This is a genomic window from Streptomyces oryzae (genome assembly GCF_017676365.1).
GTDB lineage: Bacteria > Actinomycetota > Actinomycetes > Streptomycetales > Streptomycetaceae > Streptomyces > Streptomyces oryzae.
On record NZ_JADKMA010000005.1, the window covers coordinates 26,874 to 50,845 of the forward strand.

Annotated in this window: 19 protein-coding genes; 9 read left to right on the plus strand and 10 right to left on the minus strand. The window is 70.5% G+C overall.

What is annotated here, in order from left to right:
• Positions 1–112: 112 nt before the first annotated feature.
• The 3 genes from ITI46_RS01635 to ITI46_RS01645 all read left to right on the plus strand — a co-directional run bounded on the left by ITI46_RS01635 (position 113) and on the right by ITI46_RS01645 (position 5,066).
• A complete protein-coding gene (locus tag ITI46_RS01635; protein WP_209237411.1) occupies positions 113–1,264 on the plus strand; it encodes an LCP family protein in 1,152 nt (383 codons plus the stop codon).
• A 147-nt stretch (positions 1,265–1,411) separates the two neighbouring features.
• Complete coding sequence (locus ITI46_RS01640; protein ID WP_209237413.1) at positions 1,412–3,229, plus strand: LCP family protein; 1,818 nt, start codon at positions 1,412–1,414, stop codon at positions 3,227–3,229.
• A 70-nt stretch (positions 3,230–3,299) separates the two neighbouring features.
• The gene (locus tag ITI46_RS01645) at positions 3,300–5,066 is read left to right on the plus strand and encodes an LCP family protein (RefSeq protein WP_209237414.1); all 1,767 of its coding nucleotides are present in this window, start codon (positions 3,300–3,302) and stop codon (positions 5,064–5,066) included.
• A 118-nt stretch (positions 5,067–5,184) separates the two neighbouring features.
• Here the strand turns inward: ITI46_RS01645 and ITI46_RS01650 are convergent, their stop codons facing one another.
• Positions 5,185–6,228: a glycosyltransferase family 2 protein gene (locus ITI46_RS01650; protein WP_209237416.1), complete on the minus strand. Its 1,044-nt coding sequence runs from the start codon at positions 6,226–6,228 to the stop codon at positions 5,185–5,187.
• A 189-nt stretch (positions 6,229–6,417) separates the two neighbouring features.
• On the opposite strand from ITI46_RS01650, the gene ITI46_RS01655 reads away from it, so the two are divergent.
• On the plus strand, positions 6,418–7,842 hold the full coding sequence (locus ITI46_RS01655) for an LCP family protein (RefSeq protein WP_209237418.1): 1,425 nt from the start codon (positions 6,418–6,420) through the stop codon (positions 7,840–7,842).
• A 306-nt stretch (positions 7,843–8,148) separates the two neighbouring features.
• Here the strand turns inward: ITI46_RS01655 and ITI46_RS01660 are convergent, their stop codons facing one another.
• A complete protein-coding gene (locus ITI46_RS01660; RefSeq protein WP_209237420.1) occupies positions 8,149–8,685 on the minus strand; it encodes an acyl-CoA thioesterase in 537 nt (178 codons plus the stop codon).
• Positions 8,686–8,814: 129 nt separating this feature from the next.
• On the opposite strand from ITI46_RS01660, the gene ITI46_RS01665 reads away from it, so the two are divergent.
• A complete protein-coding gene (locus ITI46_RS01665; RefSeq protein WP_209237422.1) occupies positions 8,815–10,098 on the plus strand; it encodes an LCP family protein in 1,284 nt (427 codons plus the stop codon).
• Between the two features lie 79 nt (positions 10,099–10,177).
• On the opposite strand, the gene ITI46_RS01670 is transcribed toward ITI46_RS01665, so the two are convergent.
• Positions 10,178–10,573: a VOC family protein gene (locus tag ITI46_RS01670; RefSeq protein WP_209237423.1), complete on the minus strand. Its 396-nt coding sequence runs from the start codon at positions 10,571–10,573 to the stop codon at positions 10,178–10,180.
• A gap of 64 nt (positions 10,574–10,637) precedes the next feature.
• On the opposite strand from ITI46_RS01670, the gene ITI46_RS01675 reads away from it, so the two are divergent.
• Entirely contained in the window at positions 10,638–11,183 is a 546-nt protein-coding gene (locus ITI46_RS01675) for a CGNR zinc finger domain-containing protein (protein WP_209237425.1), read from the plus strand.
• Between the two features lie 132 nt (positions 11,184–11,315).
• On the opposite strand, the gene ITI46_RS01680 is transcribed toward ITI46_RS01675, so the two are convergent.
• Positions 11,316–12,659 carry a UDP-glucose dehydrogenase family protein gene (locus ITI46_RS01680; protein WP_209237427.1) on the minus strand — a complete coding sequence of 448 codons (1,344 nt, stop codon included), beginning with the start codon at positions 12,657–12,659 and terminating at the stop codon, positions 11,316–11,318.
• Between the two features lie 195 nt (positions 12,660–12,854).
• On the opposite strand from ITI46_RS01680, the gene ITI46_RS01685 reads away from it, so the two are divergent.
• Positions 12,855–14,021 (plus strand): acyl-CoA dehydrogenase, encoded by a 1,167-nt coding sequence (locus ITI46_RS01685; RefSeq protein WP_280634693.1) that lies wholly within the window; start codon positions 12,855–12,857, stop codon positions 14,019–14,021.
• Between the two features lie 70 nt (positions 14,022–14,091).
• Here the strand turns inward: ITI46_RS01685 and ITI46_RS01690 are convergent, their stop codons facing one another.
• The 4 genes from ITI46_RS01690 to ITI46_RS01705 form a co-directional block, all read right to left on the minus strand.
• A complete protein-coding gene (locus tag ITI46_RS01690; protein WP_209237429.1) occupies positions 14,092–17,391 on the minus strand; it encodes an amidohydrolase family protein in 3,300 nt (1,099 codons plus the stop codon).
• A gap of 157 nt (positions 17,392–17,548) precedes the next feature.
• Positions 17,549–18,769 (minus strand): dipeptidase, encoded by a 1,221-nt coding sequence (locus tag ITI46_RS01695; protein WP_307808019.1) that lies wholly within the window; start codon positions 18,767–18,769, stop codon positions 17,549–17,551.
• Positions 18,766–19,320, minus strand: coding sequence for a 5-(carboxyamino)imidazole ribonucleotide mutase (gene purE / locus ITI46_RS01700; RefSeq protein WP_209237431.1), 555 nt, complete (start codon positions 19,318–19,320; stop codon positions 18,766–18,768). The genes ITI46_RS01695 and purE overlap by 4 nt, the downstream gene beginning before the upstream one ends.
• Before the next feature lie 53 nt (positions 19,321–19,373).
• On the minus strand, positions 19,374–20,561 hold the full coding sequence (locus ITI46_RS01705) for a 5-(carboxyamino)imidazole ribonucleotide synthase (RefSeq protein ID WP_209237432.1): 1,188 nt from the start codon (positions 20,559–20,561) through the stop codon (positions 19,374–19,376).
• Positions 20,562–20,687: 126 nt separating this feature from the next.
• Here ITI46_RS01705 and ITI46_RS01710 point away from each other — a divergent pair, with 126 nt between their 5' ends.
• Both ITI46_RS01710 and ITI46_RS01715 read left to right on the plus strand, forming a co-directional pair.
• On the plus strand, positions 20,688–21,167 hold the full coding sequence (locus ITI46_RS01710) for a protease inhibitor I42 family protein (RefSeq protein WP_209237433.1): 480 nt from the start codon (positions 20,688–20,690) through the stop codon (positions 21,165–21,167).
• A 110-nt stretch (positions 21,168–21,277) separates the two neighbouring features.
• Positions 21,278–21,877 carry a GtrA family protein gene (locus tag ITI46_RS01715; protein ID WP_247745308.1) on the plus strand — a complete coding sequence of 200 codons (600 nt, stop codon included), beginning with the start codon at positions 21,278–21,280 and terminating at the stop codon, positions 21,875–21,877.
• Here the strand turns inward: ITI46_RS01715 and ITI46_RS01720 are convergent.
• Complete coding sequence (locus ITI46_RS01720; RefSeq protein WP_209237435.1) at positions 21,797–23,083, minus strand: sensor histidine kinase; 1,287 nt, start codon at positions 23,081–23,083, stop codon at positions 21,797–21,799. The genes ITI46_RS01715 and ITI46_RS01720 overlap by 81 nt on opposite strands.
• A 42-nt stretch (positions 23,084–23,125) precedes the next feature.
• Entirely contained in the window at positions 23,126–23,806 is a 681-nt protein-coding gene (locus ITI46_RS01725; RefSeq protein ID WP_209237437.1) for a response regulator transcription factor, read from the minus strand.
• Positions 23,807–23,972 lie beyond the last annotated feature (166 nt).

Below are 23,972 nucleotides of genomic sequence, written 5' to 3' on the forward strand. Positions count from 1 at the left end.
TGCGAGTGGTTCAGGCGTCTGTCTTCGTGACCGGCGCGCCCGTACGTGCGTACGCCCCGTACTGCGCTACTGAGCGCTCCGGTGTCGCCGCCACCCCGAGGGATGTACAGCCGTGACAGAGCCGGGCACCACCGAAGCCGACCCCGACGCGTCCAGTCCGGCTTCCGCCCGCCCTCGCGGGCGCCGCTGGCTGCGCTGGGGCGCGCTGGGTGCCTCGGTGCTCGTACTGGCCACGGCCGCCACTGGCTGGTCCCTCTTCCGGAAGCTGGACGCGAACATCCGCACCGACTCGGGCACCGCGCAGGCGCTGGCGCCGTACGAGAAGGAGCGCCCCACGCCGGTACGGGCGGCGGGCGAGGCACGCAACATTCTCCTGCTCGGCTCGGACAACCGCGGCAACGGCAACGGCGCATACGGCAGGGACGAGGGCAGCCAGCGCTCGGACACCGCGATCCTGCTGCACATAGCCGCCGACGGCCGCAGCGCGACGGGGATGTCGATACCGCGCGATCTGATGGTGCAGATCCCGGACTGCCGACGGCCGGACGGTTCGACGGCGCCCACACGGTTCGCGCAGTTCAACTGGGCGTTCCAGACGGGCGGCGCCGCCTGCGCCATCCGCACGGTGGAGAAGATGACGGACATCCGCGTCGATCACCACCTGGTCGTGGACTTCCGCGGCTTCAAGAAGCTGGTGGACGCGGTGGGCGGGGTGGAGGTGTGCCTGGCCCGGCCGGTGCACGACCGGGAGGCCAAGCTCGACCTGCCGGCCGGGCGGCAGACGCTGGACGGCGAGGACGCGCTGGGATACGTCCGCGCGCGGCACGGTCTGGGCAACGGCAGCGACACCCAGCGCATCGACCGGCAGCAACGATTTCTGGGATCTCTGGTGAAGAAGGTGCGCAGCAAGGGAGTGCTGTTGAACCCGACCCGGGCCTATCCCGTACTTGATGCAGCGACCTCGTCATTGACCGCGGATTCCGGGCTTGATTCCCTCTCGGAACTGTACGAACTGGCGCGGAGCGTGCGGGATATCCCGGAAGACCACATCCGTTTTCTTACGGTGCCCCGACGGTCGTACGAACTGGACATCAACCGTGACGAGCTGGTGCAGCCGGACGCCGGGGAGCTCTTCACCAAGCTGCGCGAGGACCAGCCGGTGCGCGTCGCGGACGGGGGCACGGAGAGGAAGGACGGAAAGGAGAAGGGGGACGGGTCGTACCGGGGGACGACGGCGGACCTGGACATCTGCGCGAACGAATGAAGCTGGGAATGAGGTGAATTGACCGTTTCCGCTCGTACGGAATTTGTCACCGGCGTCGCTAGCCGCAGAACCTGCCGGATAGTGTGAGCGCTCCGGTGGGCCCCGGGGCGGCAACAGCAGCCGGTTCTATGGAGGACTTTCGCAATCGTGGACGCGCAAGGCCGTGGGCATGCGGGAGATGTCGATCCCGCGGATCAGTGGGTGTTCAACCCGAGCACCGGCAGCTATGAGCTGCGACTGAACCCCGTCGCCGACGACTCCCAGAGTCGGTTCGGCTCCCGCCGCACCTCCGCACCGCGCCAGAGAAGTTCTTCCCCCGAGGAGAGCACCGCCACACCTGCCGAGCCCGGCGCCGGGGAGCGCGCGGGAGGGCGGGCCGGTGAGCGGCCACGCGCCCGCGCGGGGGAGCGCTCCGCCGAGCGGGCCGGAGACCGCCCGGGTGCCCGTTCGGCGCGGCGCACCGAGGCCAGGCTCCCCGCCCAGCGGCGGGGCCGCGCCGCCGAGCGGACCGGCTCCCCCGAAGGCAGGGGCAGCGGCGGCCGGGGGCGCAGAAAGGCCAAACGGAAGCTCTCCGGCAAGCAGAAGGCGCTGCGCATCGGCGGCGGTGTCGTCGGCTTCGTCCTGGTGGCGGGCTGCGTGGCCGGCACCGTCTGGTACCAGAAGCTCAACGGCAACATCAACAAGGTCGACGTCGGCGAGAACAACCCCGCCGTCTCCAACGGCCCCGTCAACATCCTGGTCATCGGCACCGACGCCCGCTCGGGCAAGGGCAACACCGGCTACGGGGACAAGGGCAGTGTCGGCCACGCGGACACCACGTTCCTCTTCCACGTCTCCAAGGACCGCTCCAACGCCACCGCGCTGTCCATTCCGCGCGACATGATCACCGACATCCCTCAGTGCAAGACGAAGCTGAAGGACGGCACCGAGAAGACCATCCGCGCCCAGCAGCAGGTGCGCTTCAACACCAGCCTGGGCCAGGAGGAGCGGGATCCGGGCTGCACCTGGCGCACCGTCGAGAAGCTGACCGGGGTGGAGATCGACCACTTCATGATGGCGGACTTCAACGCCGTCAAGGAGCTGTCCACGGCGGTGGGCGGCGTCGAGGTCTGCACGCGGAAGCCGATAAAGGACCCCAAATCGCATCTGAACCTGAAGGCCGGCCGGCACACCGTCAAGGGCGAGCAGGCCCTCGCGTTCGTACGGACCCGGCACGCGGTGGGCTTCGGCAGCGACCTGGACCGGATCAAGCTCCAGCAGCAGTTCCTCAGCTCGATGATCCGCAAGATGAAGTCTGGTGACACGCTCACCAGCCCGTCCAAGCTGCTGGACCTGAGCGACGTGGCCACCAAGGCACTGACGGTGGACACCGGCATCGGCAGCGTCAAGAAGCTGATGGCCCTGGCCAATGACCTCAAGCGCGTGAACGTCAAGAACATCACCTTCGCCACGGTCCCGGTGCTGGACAACCCGGACGACCCGGCCACCGTCATCCTCAACAGGGAGAAGGCCGAGCCGCTGTTCAAGATGGTCCAGCAGGACAAGTCCATGACCGGCAAGGCCAAGAAGCAGGCGGCGGCCAAGCCGAAGGCGAAGAAGGCCCCCGCTTCCGAGGTGAACGTCTCCATCCTCAACGGCGGCGGCCCGCCCCGCGCGGCGGCACAGACCGCGGACTACCTGCTGAACAAGGGCGCGGGCGCCGCGGCGTCCGACGGCAACGCGCCGCAGGAGCTGGAGAAGACCCGGCTGGAGTTCGCCCCCGGGCAGGAGGAGCAGGCGGCCAGGCTGGCGGACATGCTGAAGCTTCCGGCCTCGGCGCTGAAGAAGTCCGACAGCCTCACGAAGATGACCCTGACCCTCGGCAGGGACTTCACCTCGCCGGGCAAGCCGCTCGGCGCACCCGACAAGGCGCCTTCAGGAGTCGAGAAGGTCAACGCCAACGACAAGAACGTGTGTGCAAAGTGACTCCGACCCCTCCGGCACGTCCCGCCAGGCGGCCGGGGGCAGCACAACCTGAACATCCCGGGGAGGTCCCGTGCGGCAGAACGACATCGACGGTGGCAGGGAGGCGCAGCTCAGCGCCTCCGCCGCCGCCGACCGCGGCTGGGACGAGAGCCTGTACGAGGGAGACCCGGCACACCCGGCGGGGCAGGGCCAGAACCCCGAGAACGCCGCAGCATCCGCTTCCGCTTCCCGGCACGGAGCCGGTGCCGGGCGCGGTCACCGTCGCGGACAGCGCGGCAGGGGCGGCGGGGCCGGCGGAAGGTCCGGCAAGGGCGGCGAGAGCGCTGCCGCGGTGAGCCGGGCCAAGCGGCCGAGCCGGGGCCGGCGCATTCTGCGCTGGTCGGCGGCCGTGCTCTCGGTGCTGATACTCGGCACCGCGGCAGCGGGCTATCTCTACTACCAGCACCTCAACGGCAACCTCAGCAAGGACGAGCTGAACCTCGGGGACAACAAGCTCCACCGGTCCGACCCCAACGCCGCGGGACAGACCCCGCTGAACATCCTGCTGCTGGGCTCCGACTCCCGTGCCTCCAAGGAGAACGTACGGCTCGGCGGCTCCCGCGCCGACCGCGACCGCCCGCCGCTGGCGGACGTACAGATGCTGCTGCACGTCTCCGCCGACCGCAGCAACATGTCGGTGATCTCCGTTCCGCGTGACACCAGGACCACGATTCCCAAGTGCACCGACCCGGACGACGGGAAGGTGTATCCGGAGACGACCGACAGGATCAACGCCAGCCTCCAGCACGGCGGCCCGGGATGCACCGTGGCCACCTGGGAGGAGATGACGGGCATCCCGATCGACCACTTCATGATGATCGACTTCTCGGGCGTGGTCTCCATGGCCGACGCGGTCGGCGGTGTGCCGGTCTGCGTCGACAAGAACGTCCACGACCCGAAGTCGCAGCTGAAGCTGAAGAAGGGCCGCTCCGTCGTCAAGGGCGAGCAGGCTCTGCACTGGCTGCGCACCCGGCACGGCTTCGGCGACGGTACGGACATCGGCCGCGCCAAGGCGCAGCACATGTACATGAACTCGATGGTGCGCCAGCTGAAGGCGGGCACCAAGCTGACCGACCCGGGCAAGCTGCGCGGCCTGGCGGAGGCCGCCACCAAGGCGCTCACCGTCGACAAGGGCATCGGCTCGGTCAAGAAGCTCTACGACCTGGGCAACGACCTCAAGCGCGTCCCCACAAAACGCATCACCATGGCCACCATGCCGTGGGAGTACGGGGGCGGCGGCAGCTATGTACTGCCCAAGAAGGGCGACTCGGACCAGATCTTCTCGCTGATCCGCAACGATGTGGCGCTGGACGGCAAGGACAAGAAGAAGGCCGAGGCCGGCAAGTCCGCGCAGCCCACCGAGCCGTCGCAGCCCAAGGACCAAATCCAGGTCAGCGTGATGAACGGCACCGGCACCGCGCTCCAGCAGCCGGTCACCGGGCGGGCGAGCGTCGTCGCCGGCGCCCTCGCGCGCAAGGGCTTCAGCCAGGCCACCGCGGACCAGACCCCGCAGTCCCGCGCCGACACCACCATCAGCTATCCGCGCCAGGAGCTGCGCGGCGACGCGCTGGCCGTCGCCAAGGCGCTGGGCGTCCCGGAACGGCTGGTCAAGCACTCGACAGGGGTACAGCGCGTCACCCTCATCGTCGGCGCCGACTGGCGGGACGGCACGGTCTATCCCAAGAGCGAGGGCGGGACGGACAAGAAGGACCAGGACAAGGCGCCGGACAGCGCGGACGCGCTGCGCGGGGACAACAAGAAGGCGTGTATGGAGGTCAATCCGAACTACACGTGGTGACGCGCCGCCTGAAATCGAGGCCCTGAGGACAGAGATTGGGGCCCTGAGGCCAGATGTAAGGGGCGCCCTCCCCAGGAGGGCGCCCCTTACATCTGTGCCGAGTACCTTCGGCTGTCCGCTACTGCGTCGCCGGCACCGGCCGGCGACGGCTCGCGATGACCTTGCGGGCCAGCTTCTTCGGGCTCGTCAGAAAGCCCCAGCCCCACGACATGTGCATGGTGGCGAGCGCGACGGGGATCTGCAGCCTGGCCTTCAGCGGCAGCCCCCGGCCGGCCGGCAGCGAACCGGCGACGATGGCCGCCAGATAGCCCCCGGGCACCAGCAGCCCCCACGGGGTGAGCGCGACGCCCACCACCAGGCCGGCCGCGATGGCGCACACGGCGACCGGCGGCGCCAGGTAGCGCAGATTGATGGACCCCGCGTGATAGCGGGCCACCACGTGCCGCCAGCGGCCGTAGTTGCGGTACTGCTTGGCCAGGGCGCGCACGGTGGGCCGCGGCCGGTAGGAGACCCGCAGCTCGGGCGAGAACCAGACCAGGCCGCCCGCCTCGCGGATACGGAAGTTCAGCTCCCAGTCCTGGGCGCGGATGAACTCCTCGTTGTAACCGCCCTGCTGCTCCAGCACCTCGCGGCGGAAGACGCCCAGATAGACCGTCTCGGCCTCGCCCGCGGTGCCGCCGGTGTGGAAGGCGGCGTTGCCCACGCCGATCTTGGAGGTCATCGCCGCCGCGACCGCGTGCTCCCAGGCGTTCTCGCCCTCGGCGTGCATGATGCCGCCGACGTTGGCCGCGCCGGTCTCCTCCAGGAGCCGTACGGCGGTGGCGATGTAGTTCGCGGAGAGCATGCCGTGCCCGTCGACGCGCACCACCACCGGGTGCCGGGACGCCTTGATCGCGGCGTTCAGCCCGGCCGGGGTGCGGCCCGTGGGGTTGGGCACCGTGTGCACGCGGGGGTCCTCGGCGGCCAGCTCGGCGGCGATCTCGTCCGTACGGTCCGTGGAGGGTCCCAGCGCGATGACCACTTCCAGCTCGCCGTCGTAGCGCTGCTCCAGGATGTGCCGCACAGAGCTGCGCAGGTGCCGTTCCTCGTTGAGGACCGGCATGATCACGGAGACGGGAGGCTGGGCTGCGTCCGGTGAAGGACGTCGGTTCTCGCGAGTCACGGCGCTCACGTTACCGCGATCGGGCGAACGGTCCGTAAGCGCGCGCCCCTCTGCAAGCCGGTCCCGGGACGCGACGGCGTGTACGCACGATCCGGAGATCGTACCGGCATACAGTGTGGGAACTCTAAGTCACTTTATTGTCACTCCAGGTACTCTTCCTGTTCGTCTCTCTGTGGAAGGTGGCCACTGTTGCCTCGTCGCGCCTCCTCCCCTCACCAGGGCCCGCGCTGGGGCCTGCGGATCGCCACCGGCACCTCCGTCCTGCTGCTGGCCGCCGGCGGCATCGGGCACGCGATGGTGACGGGGCTGAGCGCGGACGTGCGCAGGGTCGACCCGTTCCACGGAATCGACAACGACAGCCGCCCCAAGGACGACAACGGCGTCAACTTCCTCGTCGTCGGCACCGACCGGAGAGACGGGCTCTCACCGGCCCAGAAGGAGACGTACAAGCTCGGCGGCGCCGCCTGTGACTGCACGGACACCATGCTGCTGGTGCACCTCTCCGGCGACCGGGACCGCGCCAGCGTCGTCAGCCTTCCGCGCGACACCTATACCCGGCTGCCGGCGCACAAGGACCGGGCGACCGGCAAACAGGTGGCCGAGCGGCCCGCCAAGCTCAACGCCGCCTACACCGCCGGGGGCGCCCCGCTGACCGTACGGGCCGTGGAGAAGCTGACCGACGTACACGTCGACCACTATCTGGAGGTCGACTTCACCAGCTTCATGAGCACCGTCGATGTGCTGGGCGGCGTGCCCGTCTGTACGACAAAACCGCTCAAGGACCGCTTCTCGGGTCTCGATCTGCCCAAGGGCACCACAAAACTGAACGGCGGGCAGGCGCTGCAGTACGTACGGGCGCGGCATCTGGACGGCGGTTCGGATCTGAACCGGATGAAGCGCCAGCAGCACTTCCTGGCCTCGGTCATCTCACGGGCCACCGACACCGGGGTGCTGATGAACCCGGTGCGCTTCAACAAGGTCGCCTCCACCCTGCTGGAGTCCGTACGCGCCGACCAGGGCTTCGGCACCGAGCAGATGATGGCCCTGGGGCAGGCGATGCGCGGCTTCAGCCCGGCGTCCTCCGAGTTCGCCTCCGTGCCCCTGGCTGATACCGACCACCGGGTGCCAGGGCTGGGTTCGACCGTCAAGTGGGACCGGGCCAAGGCGACCAGGCTGTTCGACGCGCTGCGCGAGGACCGGCCGCTGTCCGCGCCGCCGGCCGGGCCGCGGAGCGACGGGCCGCCCCATGTCCCGGTCGCCCCGCGCAACATCGCCGTGGAGGTCGCCAATGCCACCGGACGGCAGGGGCTCGGGGCCCGGATCGACCGGGAACTGCGCGGCGCGGGCTTCGCCACCACCGGCGCGGCCACCAACGCCCCGCACACCGACCGCGCCCGTACGACCATCACCTACGACCCGCGCTGGAACCGGTCAGCGCGCTCGCTGGCCGCCGCACTGCCCGGAGCCGAACTGGTGAAGGCCGAGAACCGGGGCGCCCGGATGCGGGTCACGCTCGGCACCCCGGACCAGCAGGTGCGCCGGGTACGCGGCCCCGCCGCCGACACCAAGCCGGGAGAGGCCCCCATGCGAGGGGACGAGGTCGACTGCGATTGACGTCCTCTCCAGCCCGAGGGCGGGATTCCGGTCCGTACCGCTTCGCGGTACCACCGTGGGTTCCTGCTTCACGGGTCCGTGCCGGTCGGTGAGGACCGGTCTTACCAGACCTCCACAGGCCTGACTTCCCGCCCGTCCGGCGGTAGGTCCGACAACTACGTTGCCGGACAAAGCGATAATGGCATGGTTCTGCTGCCTTCCGGGCCGCCAGGGCGAGGATGCCCTACACCTCCACCCTGAGGGGTGGAGCACTGGGCAAATGTTCGGCAGACGCTGCCGCCGCGCTGCCTGCGCGGGCGGGCCGCGTCACCCCGCGGAGCGGCTGGCGCGGAGCTCCTTGATGGCGCGGCGGCGGGCCAGCCGGTGGGTCCGCCGGATCTGGGCCTCCTGATAGCGGCGCCGGTCCTCGTCGGTCTCGGGTATCACCGGGGGGACGGAGCGGGGCTTGCCGTTCTCGTCGATCGCCGCGAAGACCAGATAGGCGGAGCCGACCTGGGTCGCGGGCGTCGACTCGTTCCAGCGCTCGGCCAGCACCCGCACCCCGACCTCCATCGAGGTCCGCCCGGTCCAGTTCACCTGGGCCTTCACATGAACAAGATCGCCCACCCGGACCGGCTCCAGGAAGACCATCTCGTCCATGGAGGCGGTGACGGCCGGCCCCTCGGAGTGGCGCCCGGCCACGGCGCCGGCGGCGTCGTCGGCCAGCTTCATGATCACGCCGCCGTGCACGGTCCCGAGCAGGTTGGTGTCGCTCGCCGTCATGATGTGGGACAGGGTCGTGCGGGAGGCGGCCGTCGGCTTGCCCGGGAGCTCGCCGTGTGCCGTGTGCGCCTGGTGGGTCATGGCCACCACCTTATGCGCGCGGCAGAAGTCGCTCAGACCGAAGCATTTTGCATCAGAACTGCTACAGCCTGCCCCCGAAGCGGTACCCACCCTGTGTTCCGCCGTCCGGGTGCAGGCACACTGCCATGCATGAATGAGTGGCCCGATGGTTGGACCGACAGCTCGCGGGGACGGGAAGGTCGTGGCCGCGACGCGTCCCGTCCCGACCCCACACGTGTCATGCCCCACACATCGGCCCCCGGTGTCCCCCCGCAGACCCGTGGCCCTGGTCAGGGCTCCGGCTACGGTCAGGGAGGGCCCGGCTACCCCCCGGGGTCCGGTCAGCCGCAGGACGGCTACGACGGCTACGACTCCGGGTACAGCGACGGCCAGGTCTACGGCGGCGGCCGGGGCGGCGGTCGCGGTGACTACGGAGACCGTCCCCGGCCCGACTGGCGCCGCCGCACCAAGTGGACGATCCTCACCCTCGTCGTCGTCCTGCTCGCCTGGTCGATCGGCACCTACTTCTGGGCCGACTCCAAACTGCGCCGGGAGGTGGATCTCAGCATCGTCGAGGACCGCCCCGAGGCCGGCGACGGCACCAACTACCTCATCGTCGGCTCGGACAGCCGCGAGGGCATGAGCGACGAGGACAAGCAGAAGCTGCACACCGGCGGGCCCACCGACAAGGGCCGCACCGACTCGATCATGATCCTGCACGTCGGGGACAACGGGAACACCATGATCTCGCTGCCGCGCGACTCGGACGTCGAGATCCCTTCCTTCACCGGCTCCGAGTCCGGCAAGCACTACCCGGCGCAGGGCAAGCACACGAAGATCAACGCGACCTACGCGATGGACGGCCCCGAGCTGCTCGTCCGTACGGTCGAGCACAACACCGGGCTGAAGATCGACCACTACGCGGAGATCGGCTTCGGCGGCTTCGCGAAGATCGTGGACGCGGTCGGCGGCGTGGAGATGGACATTCCGCGCGACATCAAGGACGAGAAGTCCGGCGCCGACTTCAAGAAGGGCAAGCAGACGCTCAACGGCCAGCAGGCCCTCGCGTTCGTCCGCACCCGGTACGCGCTGCCCGGCAGCGACCTGGACCGCACCAAGAACCAGCAGAAGTTCCTCTCCGCGCTGGCGAACCAGACCGCGACGCCGGGCACCGTGCTCAACCCCTTCAAGCTCTACCCGACGATGGGCGCAGGGCTGGACACCCTCAAGGTGGACAAGGACATGAGCCTGTGGAACGTCGCCTCGATGTTCTGGGCCATGAAGGGCGTCTCGGGCGGCGAGGGCAAGTCGATGAACATGCCGATCTCCGGTCCGGCGCCGGGCGGCAACCTCCAGTGGGACAAGGCGAAGGTCAAGCAGCTCGTCAGTCAGCTCAACAACGACGAGAAGGTGACGGTGACGTCCGACCGCTGAGACGCGACCGCATACCGCGCGGCCAGGCCCTGCACACAGGGCCTGGCCGCGGTGTTTTCCGCCGCTGCTTCGCCAGAGCTCAGCGGTCGGTCAGACACAGGCAGAACGGGTGCCCCGCCGGGTCGAGGTAGACGCGCCAGCCGCGCGGGCCGTCCCCGTCGTCCTTGACGTCGTCCTGGATGAGCCGAGCGCCCAGCGCCAGCACCCGCTGCTCGGCTTCGTCGATCTTCGACCGCGGCACATCCAGGTCGAGGTGGAACTGCTGCGAGTGCTCGCCGCTGGGCCACTGCGGCGGGACGAAGCCCGGCGCCTGCTGGAACGCCAGCCGCCTGGTGCCGCTCTCGTCCAGCACCTCGGTCCACTCGCTGTCGCTTTCCGGGGCGACCTTCCAGCCCAGCATCTGCGCGTAGAACTCCGCCAGCCGCCCGGTGTCGGGGCAGTCCAGCACGACAACGCCCATTTTGGGGATGGCCATCGTGGATCCTCTCTCGGTCGTCTCGGTTACCCCATGATGGGGGTTAGCCGGTAACGTCACAAGAGTGGGAGACAGACAAGCGCCGGAACCACTCCTTTTGGTGCAGGAGTTGGCGAACACCCTGGACATCGAGACCCGTACGGACCGCCTCGCCACGCCGGAGGGCCTGGACCGGTTCGTCGACGACCATGGGCTGGAGCGGTTCCGGCTGGCCGAACCCGACCTGGCGGGGCTGCGGGAGCTCCGCGAGGCGTTGCGTGCTGCCTGTCTGGCCCATGCGGGGGCCGCGGTGCCGCGGGAGGCGGACGAGGTGCTGGAGCGGCGCCTCGGTGCGGCGCCGCTTGTGGTGCGGATCGGGGTGAGGGGTGAGGCCGCGGTCGAGGCTGCTCCGGGGCTGACCGGGCTGCCCGCGCTGACCGCCCATCTGGCCGCCCTTATAGCCCGCGCGGCGGGTGAGGGGTCCTGGCAGCGGTTGAAAGCCTGCGAAACGCATGACTGTCAGTGGGTGTTCTACGACCGGAGTCCGGCCGGCAGCAGGCGCTGGTGCACCATGGCGGTTTGTGGCAGCCGCGCCAAAATGCGGGCCTATCGGGCACGGCGTGCCCGATAGGTGAGTTTGCGGCCGGTGAGGGGGTGCCACTGTCCGATGTGTGCGGGCTGCGGGCCTCGTGTGGCTGGTCGCGCCCACGCGGCGGAGCCGCATATCAGATACAGACCCGCGCCCCTTCGGGGCGCGGTTGCTTTACAGCGTGGGGCGGCCCAGGGCGCGGAAGGTCCAGCCTTGCTTGCGCCAGAGGGAGGGGTCGAGGGTGTTGCGGCCGTCGAGGATGTGGCGGGCGGCCACGACGTCGCCGACCCGCGCCGGGTCGAGCTCCTTGAACTCGGACCACTCCGTCAGGTGCAGCACCACATCGGCCCCGCGGGCTGCGTCCAGGGCGCTGTCCGCGTAGCCCAGCGTGGGGAAGACGGCCCGCGCGTTGTCCATGCCCTTCGGGTCGTACACCGTCACCTGGGCGCCCTGGAGGTGGAGCTGGCCCGCGACGTTGAGGGCTGGCGAGTCCCGTACGTCGTCGGAGTCGGGCTTGAAGGTGGCGCCGAGGACGGCGATGCGCTTGCCCAGCAGTGCGCCGCCCAGCGCGTCCCGGGTCAGCTCGACCATCTGTGCGCGGCGCCGCATGTTGATGGAGTCGACCTCGCGCAGGAAGGTGAGCGCCTCGGAAGCGCCCAGCTCACCGGCGCGGGCCATGAAGGCTCGGATGTCCTTGGGCAGGCAGCCGCCGCCGAAGCCGATCCCGGCGCGGAGGAACTTGCGCCCGATGCGGTCGTCGTAGCCGATGGCCTCGGCGAGCTTCACCACGTCGCCGCCCGCGGCCTCGCAGACCTCGGCCATGGCGTTGATGAAGGAGATCTTCGTGGCCAGGAACGAGTTGGCGGAGGTCTTGACCAGCTCAGCCGTGGCGAAGTCGGTGACCAGGAACGGGGCGCCCTCGGCGATGGGCCGTGCGTACACCTGGCGCAGCAGTCCCTCGCCGCGCGGTCCGCCGATCCCGACGACGATGCGGTCGGGGTGCAGGGTGTCCTTGACGGCGAAGCTCTCCCGCAGGAACTCCGGGTTCCACGCCAGCTCGGCCTCCTTGCCGGCGGGGGCCAGCTCGGCGATCCGGAGCGCGAGCCGCTCCGCGCTGCCGACCGGCACGGTGGACTTGCCGACGACGAGCGCGGGCCCGTGCAGATGCGGTGCCAGCGAGTCGACGGCACGCTCGACGTAGCTCATGTCGGCGGCGAACTCGCCGTGCTTCTGCGGGGTGTTGACGCACAGGAAGTGCACGTCGCCGAAGGCGCCGATCTCCTCCCAGGAGTCGGTGAAGCGCAGCCGTCCCGTGGAGCCCTCGACCCCGGCGACGTGTGCCCGCAGCAGCTCCTCAAGGCCCGGCTCGAACATGGGCGCCTGCCCCTGCTCCAGCTTGCGCATCTTCTCCGGCACGACGTCGAGCCCCAGCACCTCGAAGCCCAGCTCGGCCATGGCGGCCGCGTGGGTGGCGCCGAGGTAGCCGAGGCCAATCACGGTGATCTTGGGCGAGGCCATGCGGGTAGCTCCTTGTGACGGCAGAACGCTGTCCGCGAGCATAACGGTGCGCCTCCTGTCGTGAACCTCACGTACCCCCAGGGAGGCATCCGCCACTAAAATCGGTGTTACTTAACGGTAATTAGCAGCGCAGACAACCGGCGATCCACCACAGCACCCCAGGCATTCCGCATGCTCTCAAAGGAGTGAGACACCTTGGCGTCTGATTTCGACCTCTACCGGCCGTCCGAGGAGCACGAGATGCTCCGCGACTCGGTGCGCGCGCTCGCCGAGGCGAAGATCGCGCCGTACGCCGCGGAGGTGGACGAGGAGGCTCGGTTCCCGCAGGAGGCGCTGGACGCGCTGGTCGCCAACGACCTGCACGCGGTGCACGTACCGGAGGCGTACGGGGGCGCCGGCGCCGACGCGCTGGCCACCGTCATCGTCATCGAGGAGGTCGCCCGGGTCTGCGGCTCCTCCTCGCTCATCCCGGCCGTCAACAAGCTCGGCTCGCTCCCGGTGATCCTCTCCGCCTCCGAGGAGCTGAAGAAGCGCTGTCTGACGCCGCTGGCCAAGGGCGACGCGATGTTCTCCTACTGTCTGAGCGAGCCGGACGCCGGTTCGGACGCGGGCGGCATGAAAACCAAGGCCGTACGGGACGGGGACAGCTGGGTCCTCAACGGCGTCAAGCGGTGGATCACCAACGCCGGGGTCTCCGACTACTACACGGTGATGGCCGTCACCGACCCAGACAAGCGCACCAAGGGCATCTCCGCCTTCGTCGTGGAGAAGGACGACGAGGGCGTCTCCTTCGGCGCTCCGGAGAAGAAGCTGGGCATCAAGGGCTCCCCCACGCGCGAGGTCTATCTGGACAACGTGCGCATCCCGGCCGACCGGATGATCGGCGCCGAGGGCACGGGTTTCGCCACCGCCATGAAGACCCTCGACCACACCCGCATCACCATCGCCGCACAGGCGCTCGGTCTGGCGCAGGGCGCCCTCGACTACGCCAAGGGGTATGTGCAGGAGCGCAAGCAGTTCGGCAAGCCGATCGGCGACTTCCAGGGCGTGCAGTTCATGCTCGCCGACATGGCCATGAAGATCGAGGCGGCCCGGCAGCTCACCTACGCGGCTGCCGCACGCTCCGAGCGGGTCTCCGAGGGCAGCGACAAGGAGGACCTGACCTTCTTCGGCGCCGCCGCCAAGTGCTACGCCTCGGACGCCGCCATGGAGATCACCACGGACGCCGTCCAGCTGCTCGGCGGCTACGGCTACACGCGTGACTACCCGGTCGAGCGGATGATGCGGGACGCGAAGATCACGCAGATCTACGAGGGCACCAACCAGGTGCAGCGCATCGTGATGGCGCGCAACCTGCCGTAAGAGGGCACCTGTAGTACGGCGATGAGGGGCCGGTGTCCTGGGACGCCGGCCCCTCATGTGTGCCGGTGACTCAGTGCCCCATGTCGCAGCAGCCGTCCCGGCGCAGCTGGCGGCTCACCTGCCGCCAGTGTGCTTCCTGGCCGCCCGTATGGGCGCGCTGTTGCGCGCTGCTGTAGGCGTCGATCAAGTCCTTCTGCTCGTACGGGACGCCTCCGCGGACCACCGTCACAGTGCGCACCAGTGAGTCGAAGTCGGTCAGCGGGTTGCCGTCCACCAGGGTGAGGTCGGCCAGCTTGCCCTCCTCCACGGTGCCCAGTTCGCGCTCGGCGCCGAACACCCTGGCGGGCAGCACGGTGGCGGTACGCAGCGCCTCGTGCGGCTTGAGCCCCGCGCGGTGCAGGGCGCGGAGCGCCAGGTGGAGGTGGAGGCCGATCGGCACCAGGGGCTGGTCGGTGCCGAGCGCCACGAGGCCGCCCGCGGCGAGCACGCGCCGGTAGACGGCGGTTTCCACATCCAGGGTGGCCAGCTGGTCCTCGGTGGGCGGAGTGGCCGCCGACTGGCGTACGGCCTGCACGTCCCACGGCGGCAGCAGCCGGGTCACCCGCTCGTCCTCGGCCAGCTCCGGGTGGGCGCCCAGCAGCGGCAGCGCGGTGAAGGGCGTGGCGACGAGGTGGAAGTCGCCCGGCGTCGAGTAGATGCCGACGAGGTCCTCGTAGGCGTGCCCGGTGCCGGTCGTGGCGTGGCCGAACTCCAGCCGCTGGGTGGCCTGGAGGTGCGTCGTCAGGTCCTGGCCGATCTGTACGCCCGGGGTGCACAGGTGGCTGCCGGAGCGGACGCCGAGCTCTTCGTGCGCGTACTGGGCCGCCTGGCGCATCGCCGTGGCGGGCGCGCGTACGTACGTCTTGACGAAGTCCCAGCCGAGTGCGCCGCCGCGCTCCAGGGAGCGGCGCAGTCCCTCTGCGGTGCGGTGGGCGCGGCCCATGCTGTAGGCGACGCGGGCGCCGTCCAGCAGTTCGCCGGTGGCCAGCAGCCGTGGTCCGGCCAGCTGTCCGGCGGCCACCGCCTCGCGCAGCCGGGCCTGTTCGTAGGAGAAGCCGCCCAGGGAGACCGCTGTGGTGATGCCGTAGGCGAGCTGGGTGACGGTCTGTCTGCCGCCGTAGGTGGTCTGCCAGGGGTGGGTGTGGGTGTCCCACAGTCCCGGCAGTACGGTCAGCCCAGAGGCGTCCAGGCGGCGCTCGGCGCGCCGTCCTGCGCGGTGCGGGGCGATCTCGGCGATTCGGCCGTCCCGCAGCACCAGATCGACGTCCTCGCGTACGCCCTCTCCGGTGCCGTCCCACAGCCGTCCGGCGTGCACGACGGTCTCCTTGGGAGCGGGCCGCCGCCAGGACAGCTCCAGCCGGACAGTGCGCGCTTTGCCGGGCTTGCCGTCGTGCACCTCGCGCAGCCGCAGCTTGCCCGCCGACAGGTACAGCAGTGAGCCCGAATCGCCGGACCAGGAAGGGTGGTCGGCGCTCTCGTCGGACAGCCGGCGGGCCTCGCCCGCCGGGCTGCCGTCGCTCCGTACGGGCAGCACCCACAGCGCCGACTCGGACACCGCCGCCATCCACTTCCCGTCCGGCGACCACACGGGCCCGGCGGCGTAGCGGTCGGCGAGGGAGGCGTGCGGGGCGAGCGCGTGCAGCGCCTCGGCGCCGCTGTCGGCGTCCAGGACGCGGATGAGGTTGTAGCCCTCGCGGAAGCGGTAGTTGAGCCGGTTGCGGTCGCACAGTGCGAGGTGGCGGCCGTCCGGCGACCAGGTGGGCGGGCCCGGGATGCCGCCGCCGCCCAGGGGTTCGGCCAGGGTGCGCTCCCGGCCGCCGGGCAGGTCCTTGACGATCAGGTTGCCCGCCATGTCCAGGCAGGCCAGCTTGGTGCCGTCCGGGGAGAGCGCGCCGAAGACGCGGCCGCCTGCGGCGAGTTCCTTCTCCTCGCCCGAGTCGAGCTCTCTGCGGCGTACGGCAAGCAGTCCGGCGCGGTCGTCGCTGTAGAGCAGCGCTTTGCCGTCGCGAGTGAAGGAGGGGGCGCAGATGTAGCGGGCCTCGGGCGCCTGGACGAGCTTGCGGGGGCGGCCCCGGCCGTCGGTGCGGGCCAGCCAGAGCGCGTTGAGGGCGACGAAGGCAAGGTGCTTGCCGTCCGGGGAGAGCACGGGCTGCTGTACGCCGCGCACCCTGTGGCTGCCGGGCGCCTCGAAACCGTAGTCCTTGACCCGGTAGCGGGGCCGGGAGGTGGGGAGTTCGGCGGTGAAGGGGATGCGCTCGGCCGACTCGGGCCGGGCCGGGCGCAGCAGCCGGAAGGTACCGGAGACGGTCAGCAGCAGCGTCTCGCGGTCGGCCCAGCGGGGCGGCACAGGCGCCAGGTCGCCCTCGATCCGTACCGCCTTCCCGTCGACGACCAGCGTGCAGGACGCCTTGGGCGCGGGGGTGGTGCGCAGATAGGCCACCTTGCCCGAGGGCGAGACGGCAGGCGTCATCAGCGAGACGCCCTCGGTCTCGTCCTCGTGTTCGGTACGCACGTCGCCGGAGCCGTCGGCGGCGACGGAGACCAGGGTGCGGGCCCGCAGCTGCGGCCCGGTCTCGCCGGTGACGACACTGCCGCGTACGCACAGCACGCGTTCGCCGTCCGGTGACCAGGCCGGGTCGAAGTCCTCCCAGGCGCCGTCCTGGAGCGGCCCCTGCTGTCCCTTCCGGCCGGTGAGGCGGGTCAGTTCGCCGCTGCGTACGTCCAGCACCCAGATGCGGTACGGGCTGCCCTTGACCGGGTCGCCCTCGCGCTCGGAGGCGAACGCGATCCGGGTGCCGTCCGGCGACCAGGCGGGGCCGCGGTCGTCCCAGGGACCGTCGGTGTGCTGCTCGAGGCCGGAGCCGTCCGCGCGCAGCGTCCAGATGTGGAAGCCGCCGTCGTGGTAGGCGCACACGGCCACTGTCTTGCCGTCGGGGGCCAGCACCGGGCGGGTGGGCTCCAGTCCCGGGACGCTGAGTGCCCGCGCCGTGCCGCCCGAGCGAGGGATGGACCAGAGGATGTTCTGCATCTCCGCGACCATCCGGTCGGCGCCGGGCACCAGCGTGGCGGCGCCGTTGGTGGCGGCGGAGAAGGAGACGGTACGGGCCTTGGTGGCGGCCTGCGCGAGGTCGGTGGCCTGAGCAGGTGCTGCGGCGGCCTGGGCCGCGGCGGCCGGTGCGGTGAGGGCGGTGCCTCCCATGGCAAGTGCGCCGCCTGCGGCGGCCGATGCCTGGAGGAGCCGGCGCCGGGCGAGGGTGCTGGGAGCGTCACCGGTTGAGGGGGTGACGTCTTCAGGAGTGGGGCGGGAGTCGGACGGTTCCGAGGTGGCCAATGGTCCTCCCTGGACACAAGGAGTGGGGCCCGCTGATGCTCGCGGGCCCCGGGGGCAAGGTCAAGACTGCTCGCCGCACCGGGGCCCGCTTCCGGAATCCCGCCCCCCAGGGGGAATTGACGCCAGGTCAGCCCCTGTCAGCCGTAACCCGCCCTGGTCAGCCGTCCAGCTGCCCGATGGTGGCGATCGAGGGCCCGCGCTGGGTCTGGAGCGTCCGGGCCACCTCCTCCGCCTCGCGCAGCACCCGCACGGCGTTGTACCAGGTGAGCTTGGCCAGGTCCGCCTCGGACCACTTGCGGTCCAGCAGCTCGGCCACCAGGTGCGGATAGCCGGCGACGTCCTCCAGCTGGGCCGGGGTGAAGGCGGTGCCGTCGTAGTCGCCGCCGATGCCGATGTGGTCGATGCCGGCGACCTCGCGCATGTGGTCGAGATGGTCGGCGACCGTCGCGGCGTCCGGGACAGGCCGCGGGTTGGCCTGCTCGAACTCGCGCTGCACCTTGCGGCCCTCGTCGCTCAGGTCCAGATGGTCCAGGCCGTGCGCCCGCATGTTCTCGTCGGCCGCCTGGGTCCAGGCCACCGCCTCGGGGAGGATGAACTTGGGCACGAAGGTGGCCATCGCCACGCCGCCGTTGGCGGGGAGCTGGGCGAGCACGTCGTCGGGGATGTTGCGCGGGTGATCGCAGACGGCACGCGCCGAGGAGTGCGAGAAGATCACCGGCGCCTCGGTCACCCGCAGCGCGTCCCGCATCGTCTCGGGCGCCACATGCGAGAGGTCCACCAGCATGCCGAGCCGGTTCATCTCGCGGACGACCTCTTCGCCGAACCGGCTCAGTCCGCCCGCACGCGGCTCGTCGGTGGCCGAGTCGGCCCAGTCCAGCGAGTTGTTGTGGGTGAGCGTCAGATAGCGCACCCCGAGCTGGTAGAGGGCGCGCAGTGCGGCCAGCGAATTGTTGATCGAGTGCCCGCCCTCGGCGCCCATCAGCGAGGCGATACGGCGCTGGGCGTGCGCGGCCTCCACGTCGTCGGCGGTGAAGGCCAGTTGGAGGTCGCCGGGGTAGCGCGCCGCCAGCAGCCGGACCGCGTCGATCTGCTCCAGGGTCGCACTCACCGCGTCGTCGCCGGTCAGCTCGCCGGGGACGTAGACGGACCAGAACTGCGCGCCGACGCCGCCGGCGCGCAGCCGAGCGAGGTCGGTGTGCAGCTTCTCGTGCTGGTCCTGGGAGATGTCCAGCTTGTCGAGGTCGTAGCGCGCCTGTTCGCGCAGCGCCCACGGCAGGTCGTTGTGCCCGTCGACCACGGGGTGCTCGGTCAGCAGCGCGCGGGCGCGCTCCAGGTTGGGGCTGTCGGGCCGCAGCGCGGGGCCGTCGGTGCGGGTCACCGGCTGCCTCCCGCCCGGCCGCTGCCGAACCCGAACCCGGTCTCCCCCGCGGCCTTGGCGCGCAGCCGCTTGCCCTTCTCGGTGGCCTGCTCGTTGAGCACCTGCTGGAAGTCGCGCATCCTCTCGCGCAGTTCCTCGTCGTGCACGGCCAGCATCCGTACGGCCAGCAGTCCGGCGTTGCGGGCTCCGCCCACCGAGACGGTGGCGACGGGGACGCCCGCGGGCATCTGCACGATGGACAGCAGCGAGTCCATGCCGTCCAGATACTTCAGCGGAACCGGCACGCCGATGACGGGCAGCGGGGTGACCGAGGCGAGCATGCCCGGCAGATGAGCCGCGCCGCCCGCGCCGGCGATGACCGCCTTCAGTCCGCGGTCGGCGGCGTCCTCGCCGTAGGCGATCATCTCGCGGGGCATCCGGTGCGCGGAGACCACGTCGACCTCGTACGGCACCTCGAACTCGTCCAGTGCCTTGGCCGCCTCCTCCATGACGGGCCAGTCCGAGTCGGACCCCATGACGATGCCCACGAGAGGGCTGGCAGCAGTACTCATACGGCTCCTAGGCTGCTAGGTGGGAGAAATCCGGCTCCACGACGGTGCCGCGGTCACTCGACGATGGTGCCCCTCAGATAACCCGCGGCGTGTGCGGCGCGTTCCCGCACATCGGCGAGGTCGTCACCGTAGACGTTGACGTGCCCCACCTTGCGGCCCGGTTTCACGTCCTTGCCGTACATGTGGATCTTGAGCTGGGGGTCGCGCGCCATGCAGTGCACATACGCGGAGTACATGTCGGGGTAGTCGCCGCCCAGCACGTTGGCCATCACGGTCCAGCGCTCACGGCAGCGCGGGTCGCCCAGCGGCAGGTCCAGCACTGCCCGCACATGGTTGGCGAACTGCGAGGTGACGGCGCCGTCCTGGGTCCAGTGACCGGAGTTGTGCGGGCGCATGGCCAGCTCGTTGACGAGCAGCCTGCCGTCCCTGGTCTCGAACAGCTCGACGGCCAGATGCCCGACGACGCCCAGCTCGTGCGCGACGCGCAGCGCCATCTCCTGGGCGCGCACCGCGGCGTCCTCGGCCAGCTCGGGCGCGGGGGCGATCACCGTGTCGCAGACCCCGTCGACCTGGATGGACTCCACCACCGGGTAGGCGACGGCCTGCCCGTGCGGGGAGCGGACGACGTTCGCGGCGAGCTCCCGCGCGAAGTCGACCTTCTCCTCGGCGAGCACGGGGACGCCCGCCTTGAACGGCTCGGCCGCGGTCGGGTCGTCGGCGCCGCGTACCACCCATACGCCCTTGCCGTCGTAGCCGCCGCGCACGGTCTTGAGGACGACGGGGAAGCCGTTGCCGTCGCTGTTGCCGGTGGCACTCCCGTCGCCGCTCCCGGCGCCCTCCGCCGCGAACGCCGCCACGTCCTTGGGCCCGCTCACGATGCGGTTGCGCGGCGCGGGCACCCCGAGCTCGGCGAGGCGGGCGCGCATCACGCCCTTGTCCTGCGCGTGCACGAGGGCATCGGGGCCCGGGCGGACCGGGATGCCGTCGGCCTCCAGCGCGCGGAGGTGCTCGGTGGGCACATGTTCGTGATCGAAAGTGATCACATCGCAGCCCTCGGCAAACCGCCGCAGCGTGTCCAGATCTCGGTAGTCACCAACGACAACGTCGTTGACGACTTGTGCCGCCGAGTCCTGCGCCGTATCGGACAGAAGCTTGAATCTGATGCCGAGCGGGATGCCAGCCTCGTGGGTCATACGAGCGAGCTGGCCGCCGCCGACCATGCCGACTACCGGGAAAGTCACGGCTCCAGGGTACGGGGCCCGCAGGGGCGCCAGGCCCGCCCCTGCGGGCTTGCCGGGCCTCTCCTATGCTCGGCGGCGGTCGATCGGCAGCGGGATCTGCGGACTTCGGGGGACGATGTGCGGCGTATGAAACCAGCCACACTGGCGGTCGCAGTGCTGCTGGCCGTCTCGGCGTGCGGCGGCGGGGACGGAAACGCAAACGGCGCAGGCGGGAACGGGGGCGGCAACGGGAACGGGAGCGACGACGGCGGCACCGGTGTGCCCCGCCCGCGCGAGTTCGGCCCCCACGAGACCCGGGTCCGGGTACGCCCGCACGAACAGTTCGTACTGAAGGTCCCTTACCGGCCCGGCGAGGGCTACCGCTGGATCGTCCGCGGGCAGCGGCCCGACCCGGAGACCGTCACGCTCATCGACACCAGGAACCAGGACCTCGACCCGGACCGCCCGGGTGATACCGGCGAGCGCTGGTACTCCTATCGGGCGGAGCAGCCCGGCAGCACCGAGCTCCGGCTGCGCGAGTGCTTCCAGTGCGGGACCGAGCGCCAGGTGGTGGACGAGGACCACCGGGTCACGGACGTCACCTTCCGCGTCACCGTCACCCGCTGAAGAGCAACCGTTCGTGCTCCGGCTGCGTCAATCGCCCTACAGAGCGAATGCGGGGCTGGTTAGCATGGGTCAGCCTTCGACGACCGACCGAAACGGGGCTCAGTATCGCTATGGGGAACTGGCGCGTGATGCGCCCGGGACTGGAACGACTCGTGCGCGAACTGGCCAAGTTCGGCGCCGTCGGTGCGCTGGGCTTCCTGGTGAACGTCGCGATCTTCAACCTGTGCATCCACACGTTCCAGCTCGCCCCCATCCGCTCCGGAGTCATCTCGCAGGTCGTCGCGATCGGCACCAACTACCTGGGCAACCGCTACTGGACCTACCGGCACATCGACAAGAACCGGATCCACCGCGAGACGGTCCTCTTCTTCCTCTTCAGCGGCGTCGGGCTGGTCCTGGAGAACGGCATTCTCGCCCTGTCGCACTACGGCTTCGGCTACACCTCGCCGCTCGCCGACAACATCGCCAAGAACGTCATCGGACTCGCCATCGGCACCGCCTTCCGCTTCTGGGCGTACCGGACCTGGGTGTTCAAGGTGGGCACCAAGGAGGCCGCGCCCGCCGATGTCCGCCTCCCCGTCGAGCCTGCCGATCCGGTCGACCCTGTGCATCCCGTCGAACCGGCGGCCTCAGTCAGAGGCGGGCGTGTCGAGATCGGCGGCCTCACGGCTGAGGAACAGCGCGAAGACCGGCGGCAGCTGCTGAAGTAGCTCCAGCCGCCCGCCGTCCGCCTCCGCGAGATCGCGTGCGACGGCGAGGCCGAGCCCTGTGGAGTTGTGGCCGCTGACGGTCCGCTCGAAGACCCGCGAGCCCAGCGCCTCGTCCACCCCGGGACCCTCGTCCGTGACCTCGACCACCACCTGGTTCCCGGTGACCCGGGTACGCAGCGCGACCGTGCCGTCGCCGTGCATCAGCGAGTTCTCGATCAGCGTCGCCAGCACCTGGGCCACCGCGCCGGGCGTGCCCACGGCGCGCAGTCCCGTCTTGCCGGAGCGCACGATGGCGCGACCCGCACTGCGGTAGGCCGGCTTCCACTCCTCTATCTGCTGCTTGACGACCTCGTCCAGGTCGAAGCTGACGGCCGAGCCGGTACGCGGGTCGCGGGAGTTGGTCAGCAGCCGCTGCACCACGTCCGTGAGCCGCTCGACCTGGGCGAGCGCGATGGTCGCCTCCTCCTTGACGACGGCGCGGTCCTCCGCTCCGTCCCCGTCGGCCATCGCGATGATCTCCTCCAGCCGCATGGACAGCGCCGTGAGCGGGGTGCGCAGCTGGTGCGAGGCGTCGGCGGCCAGCCGCCGCTCGGCGGTGAGCATCCGGCCGATCCGGTCCGCGCTGGCGTCGAGCACATCGGCGACCCGGTCCAGCTCCGGCACCCCGTAGCGGCGGTGCCGCGGCCGCGGGTCGCCGGAGCCGAGCCGCTCGGCGGTCTCGGCCAGGTCGGTGAGCGGCGCCGCGACCCGGTGTGCCTGGCGTACGGCCAGCACGGCGGCGGCGATCACGGCGAGCAGGGCGACCGCGAGGATGATCAGCAGGGTGCGGCCGACCTCGGCCCGTACCGCGGAGCGGGACGCCTGCACGGTGACGCGCTCGCCGTGCGCGCCGGTCTCCTTGGCCTCGACCACAGCGCCCGAGGGCCGGTCACCGACCTCGATGGGCGGCCGGCCGGGCAACTCGACGCGGATGTAGCGGACGTAGCGGTCCTTGGAGGTGGTGACGCCGATGGACTCCTTCGTCACCCGCTCCCGGGCCACCAGCCGGCTCTCGACGGTGGAGACCAGGCGGACCGCCTCGGAGCGGACGTTCTCCTTGGTGCTGTTCTCGATCGTGCGGGACTCGACGATGACGAGGGAGATGCCGAAGACCGCGACGACGACGAGGACGACGGCGAGGATGGACAGGATCAGCCGACGGCGCACGGTGCTTCTTTCCTCGGTCTTGCAGGGCGCACGGGGTGCGTATCAGCTCTTCTCGAAGCGGAAGCCCACGCCGCGCACGGTGGCGATGTAGCGGGGGTTGGCCGCGTCGTCGCCGAGCTTCTTGCGGAGCCAGGAGATGTGCATGTCCAGCGTCTTGGTCGAGGACCACCACGTGGTGTCCCACACCTCGCGCATCAGCTGGTCCCGGGTGACGACCCGGCCCGCGTCCCGCACCAGCACCCGCAGCAGGTCGAACTCCTTGGCGGTCAGCTGCAGCTCCTCGTCGCCCATCCAGGCGCGGTGCGACTCGACGTCGATCCGTACGCCGTGGGTGGCCGGGGGCTGGGCCGGCTCGGCGGGGGTCCCGCGGCGCAGCAGGGCGCGGACCCGCGCCAGGAGCTCGGCGAGCCGGAAGGGCTTGGTGACGTAGTCGTCAGCCCCCGCGTCGAGCCCGACGACGGTGTCCACCTCGTCGGCGCGCGCGGTCAGGACCAGGACGGGGAACGAGTGGCCCTCGTTGCGCAGCCTGCGGCACACCTCGAGACCGTCCATCCCGGGCAGTCCCAGATCGAGCACGACCAGGTCGATGCCCTCGCGCAGCCCGGCATCGAGCGCGGTGGGGCCGTCCTCGCGCACCTCGACCTCGTATCCCTCCCGGCGCAGGGCGCGGGCCAGCGGCTCCGAGATCGACGCGTCATCCTCGGCGAGCAGTACACGGGTCATGCACCGATGGTAGTCCGCGTGGCCGAGCGTAAGTGGGCACACGGTTCGCTCCCCGGCGAGACCGACGATCTCCAGGTGAGATGGACACGTCACCGACGAAACAGCGGGCAGGTTCCGTGATCCACCTGTGATGTATCTCGCAAGCTCTTCCCTGGAGCCGCGCACG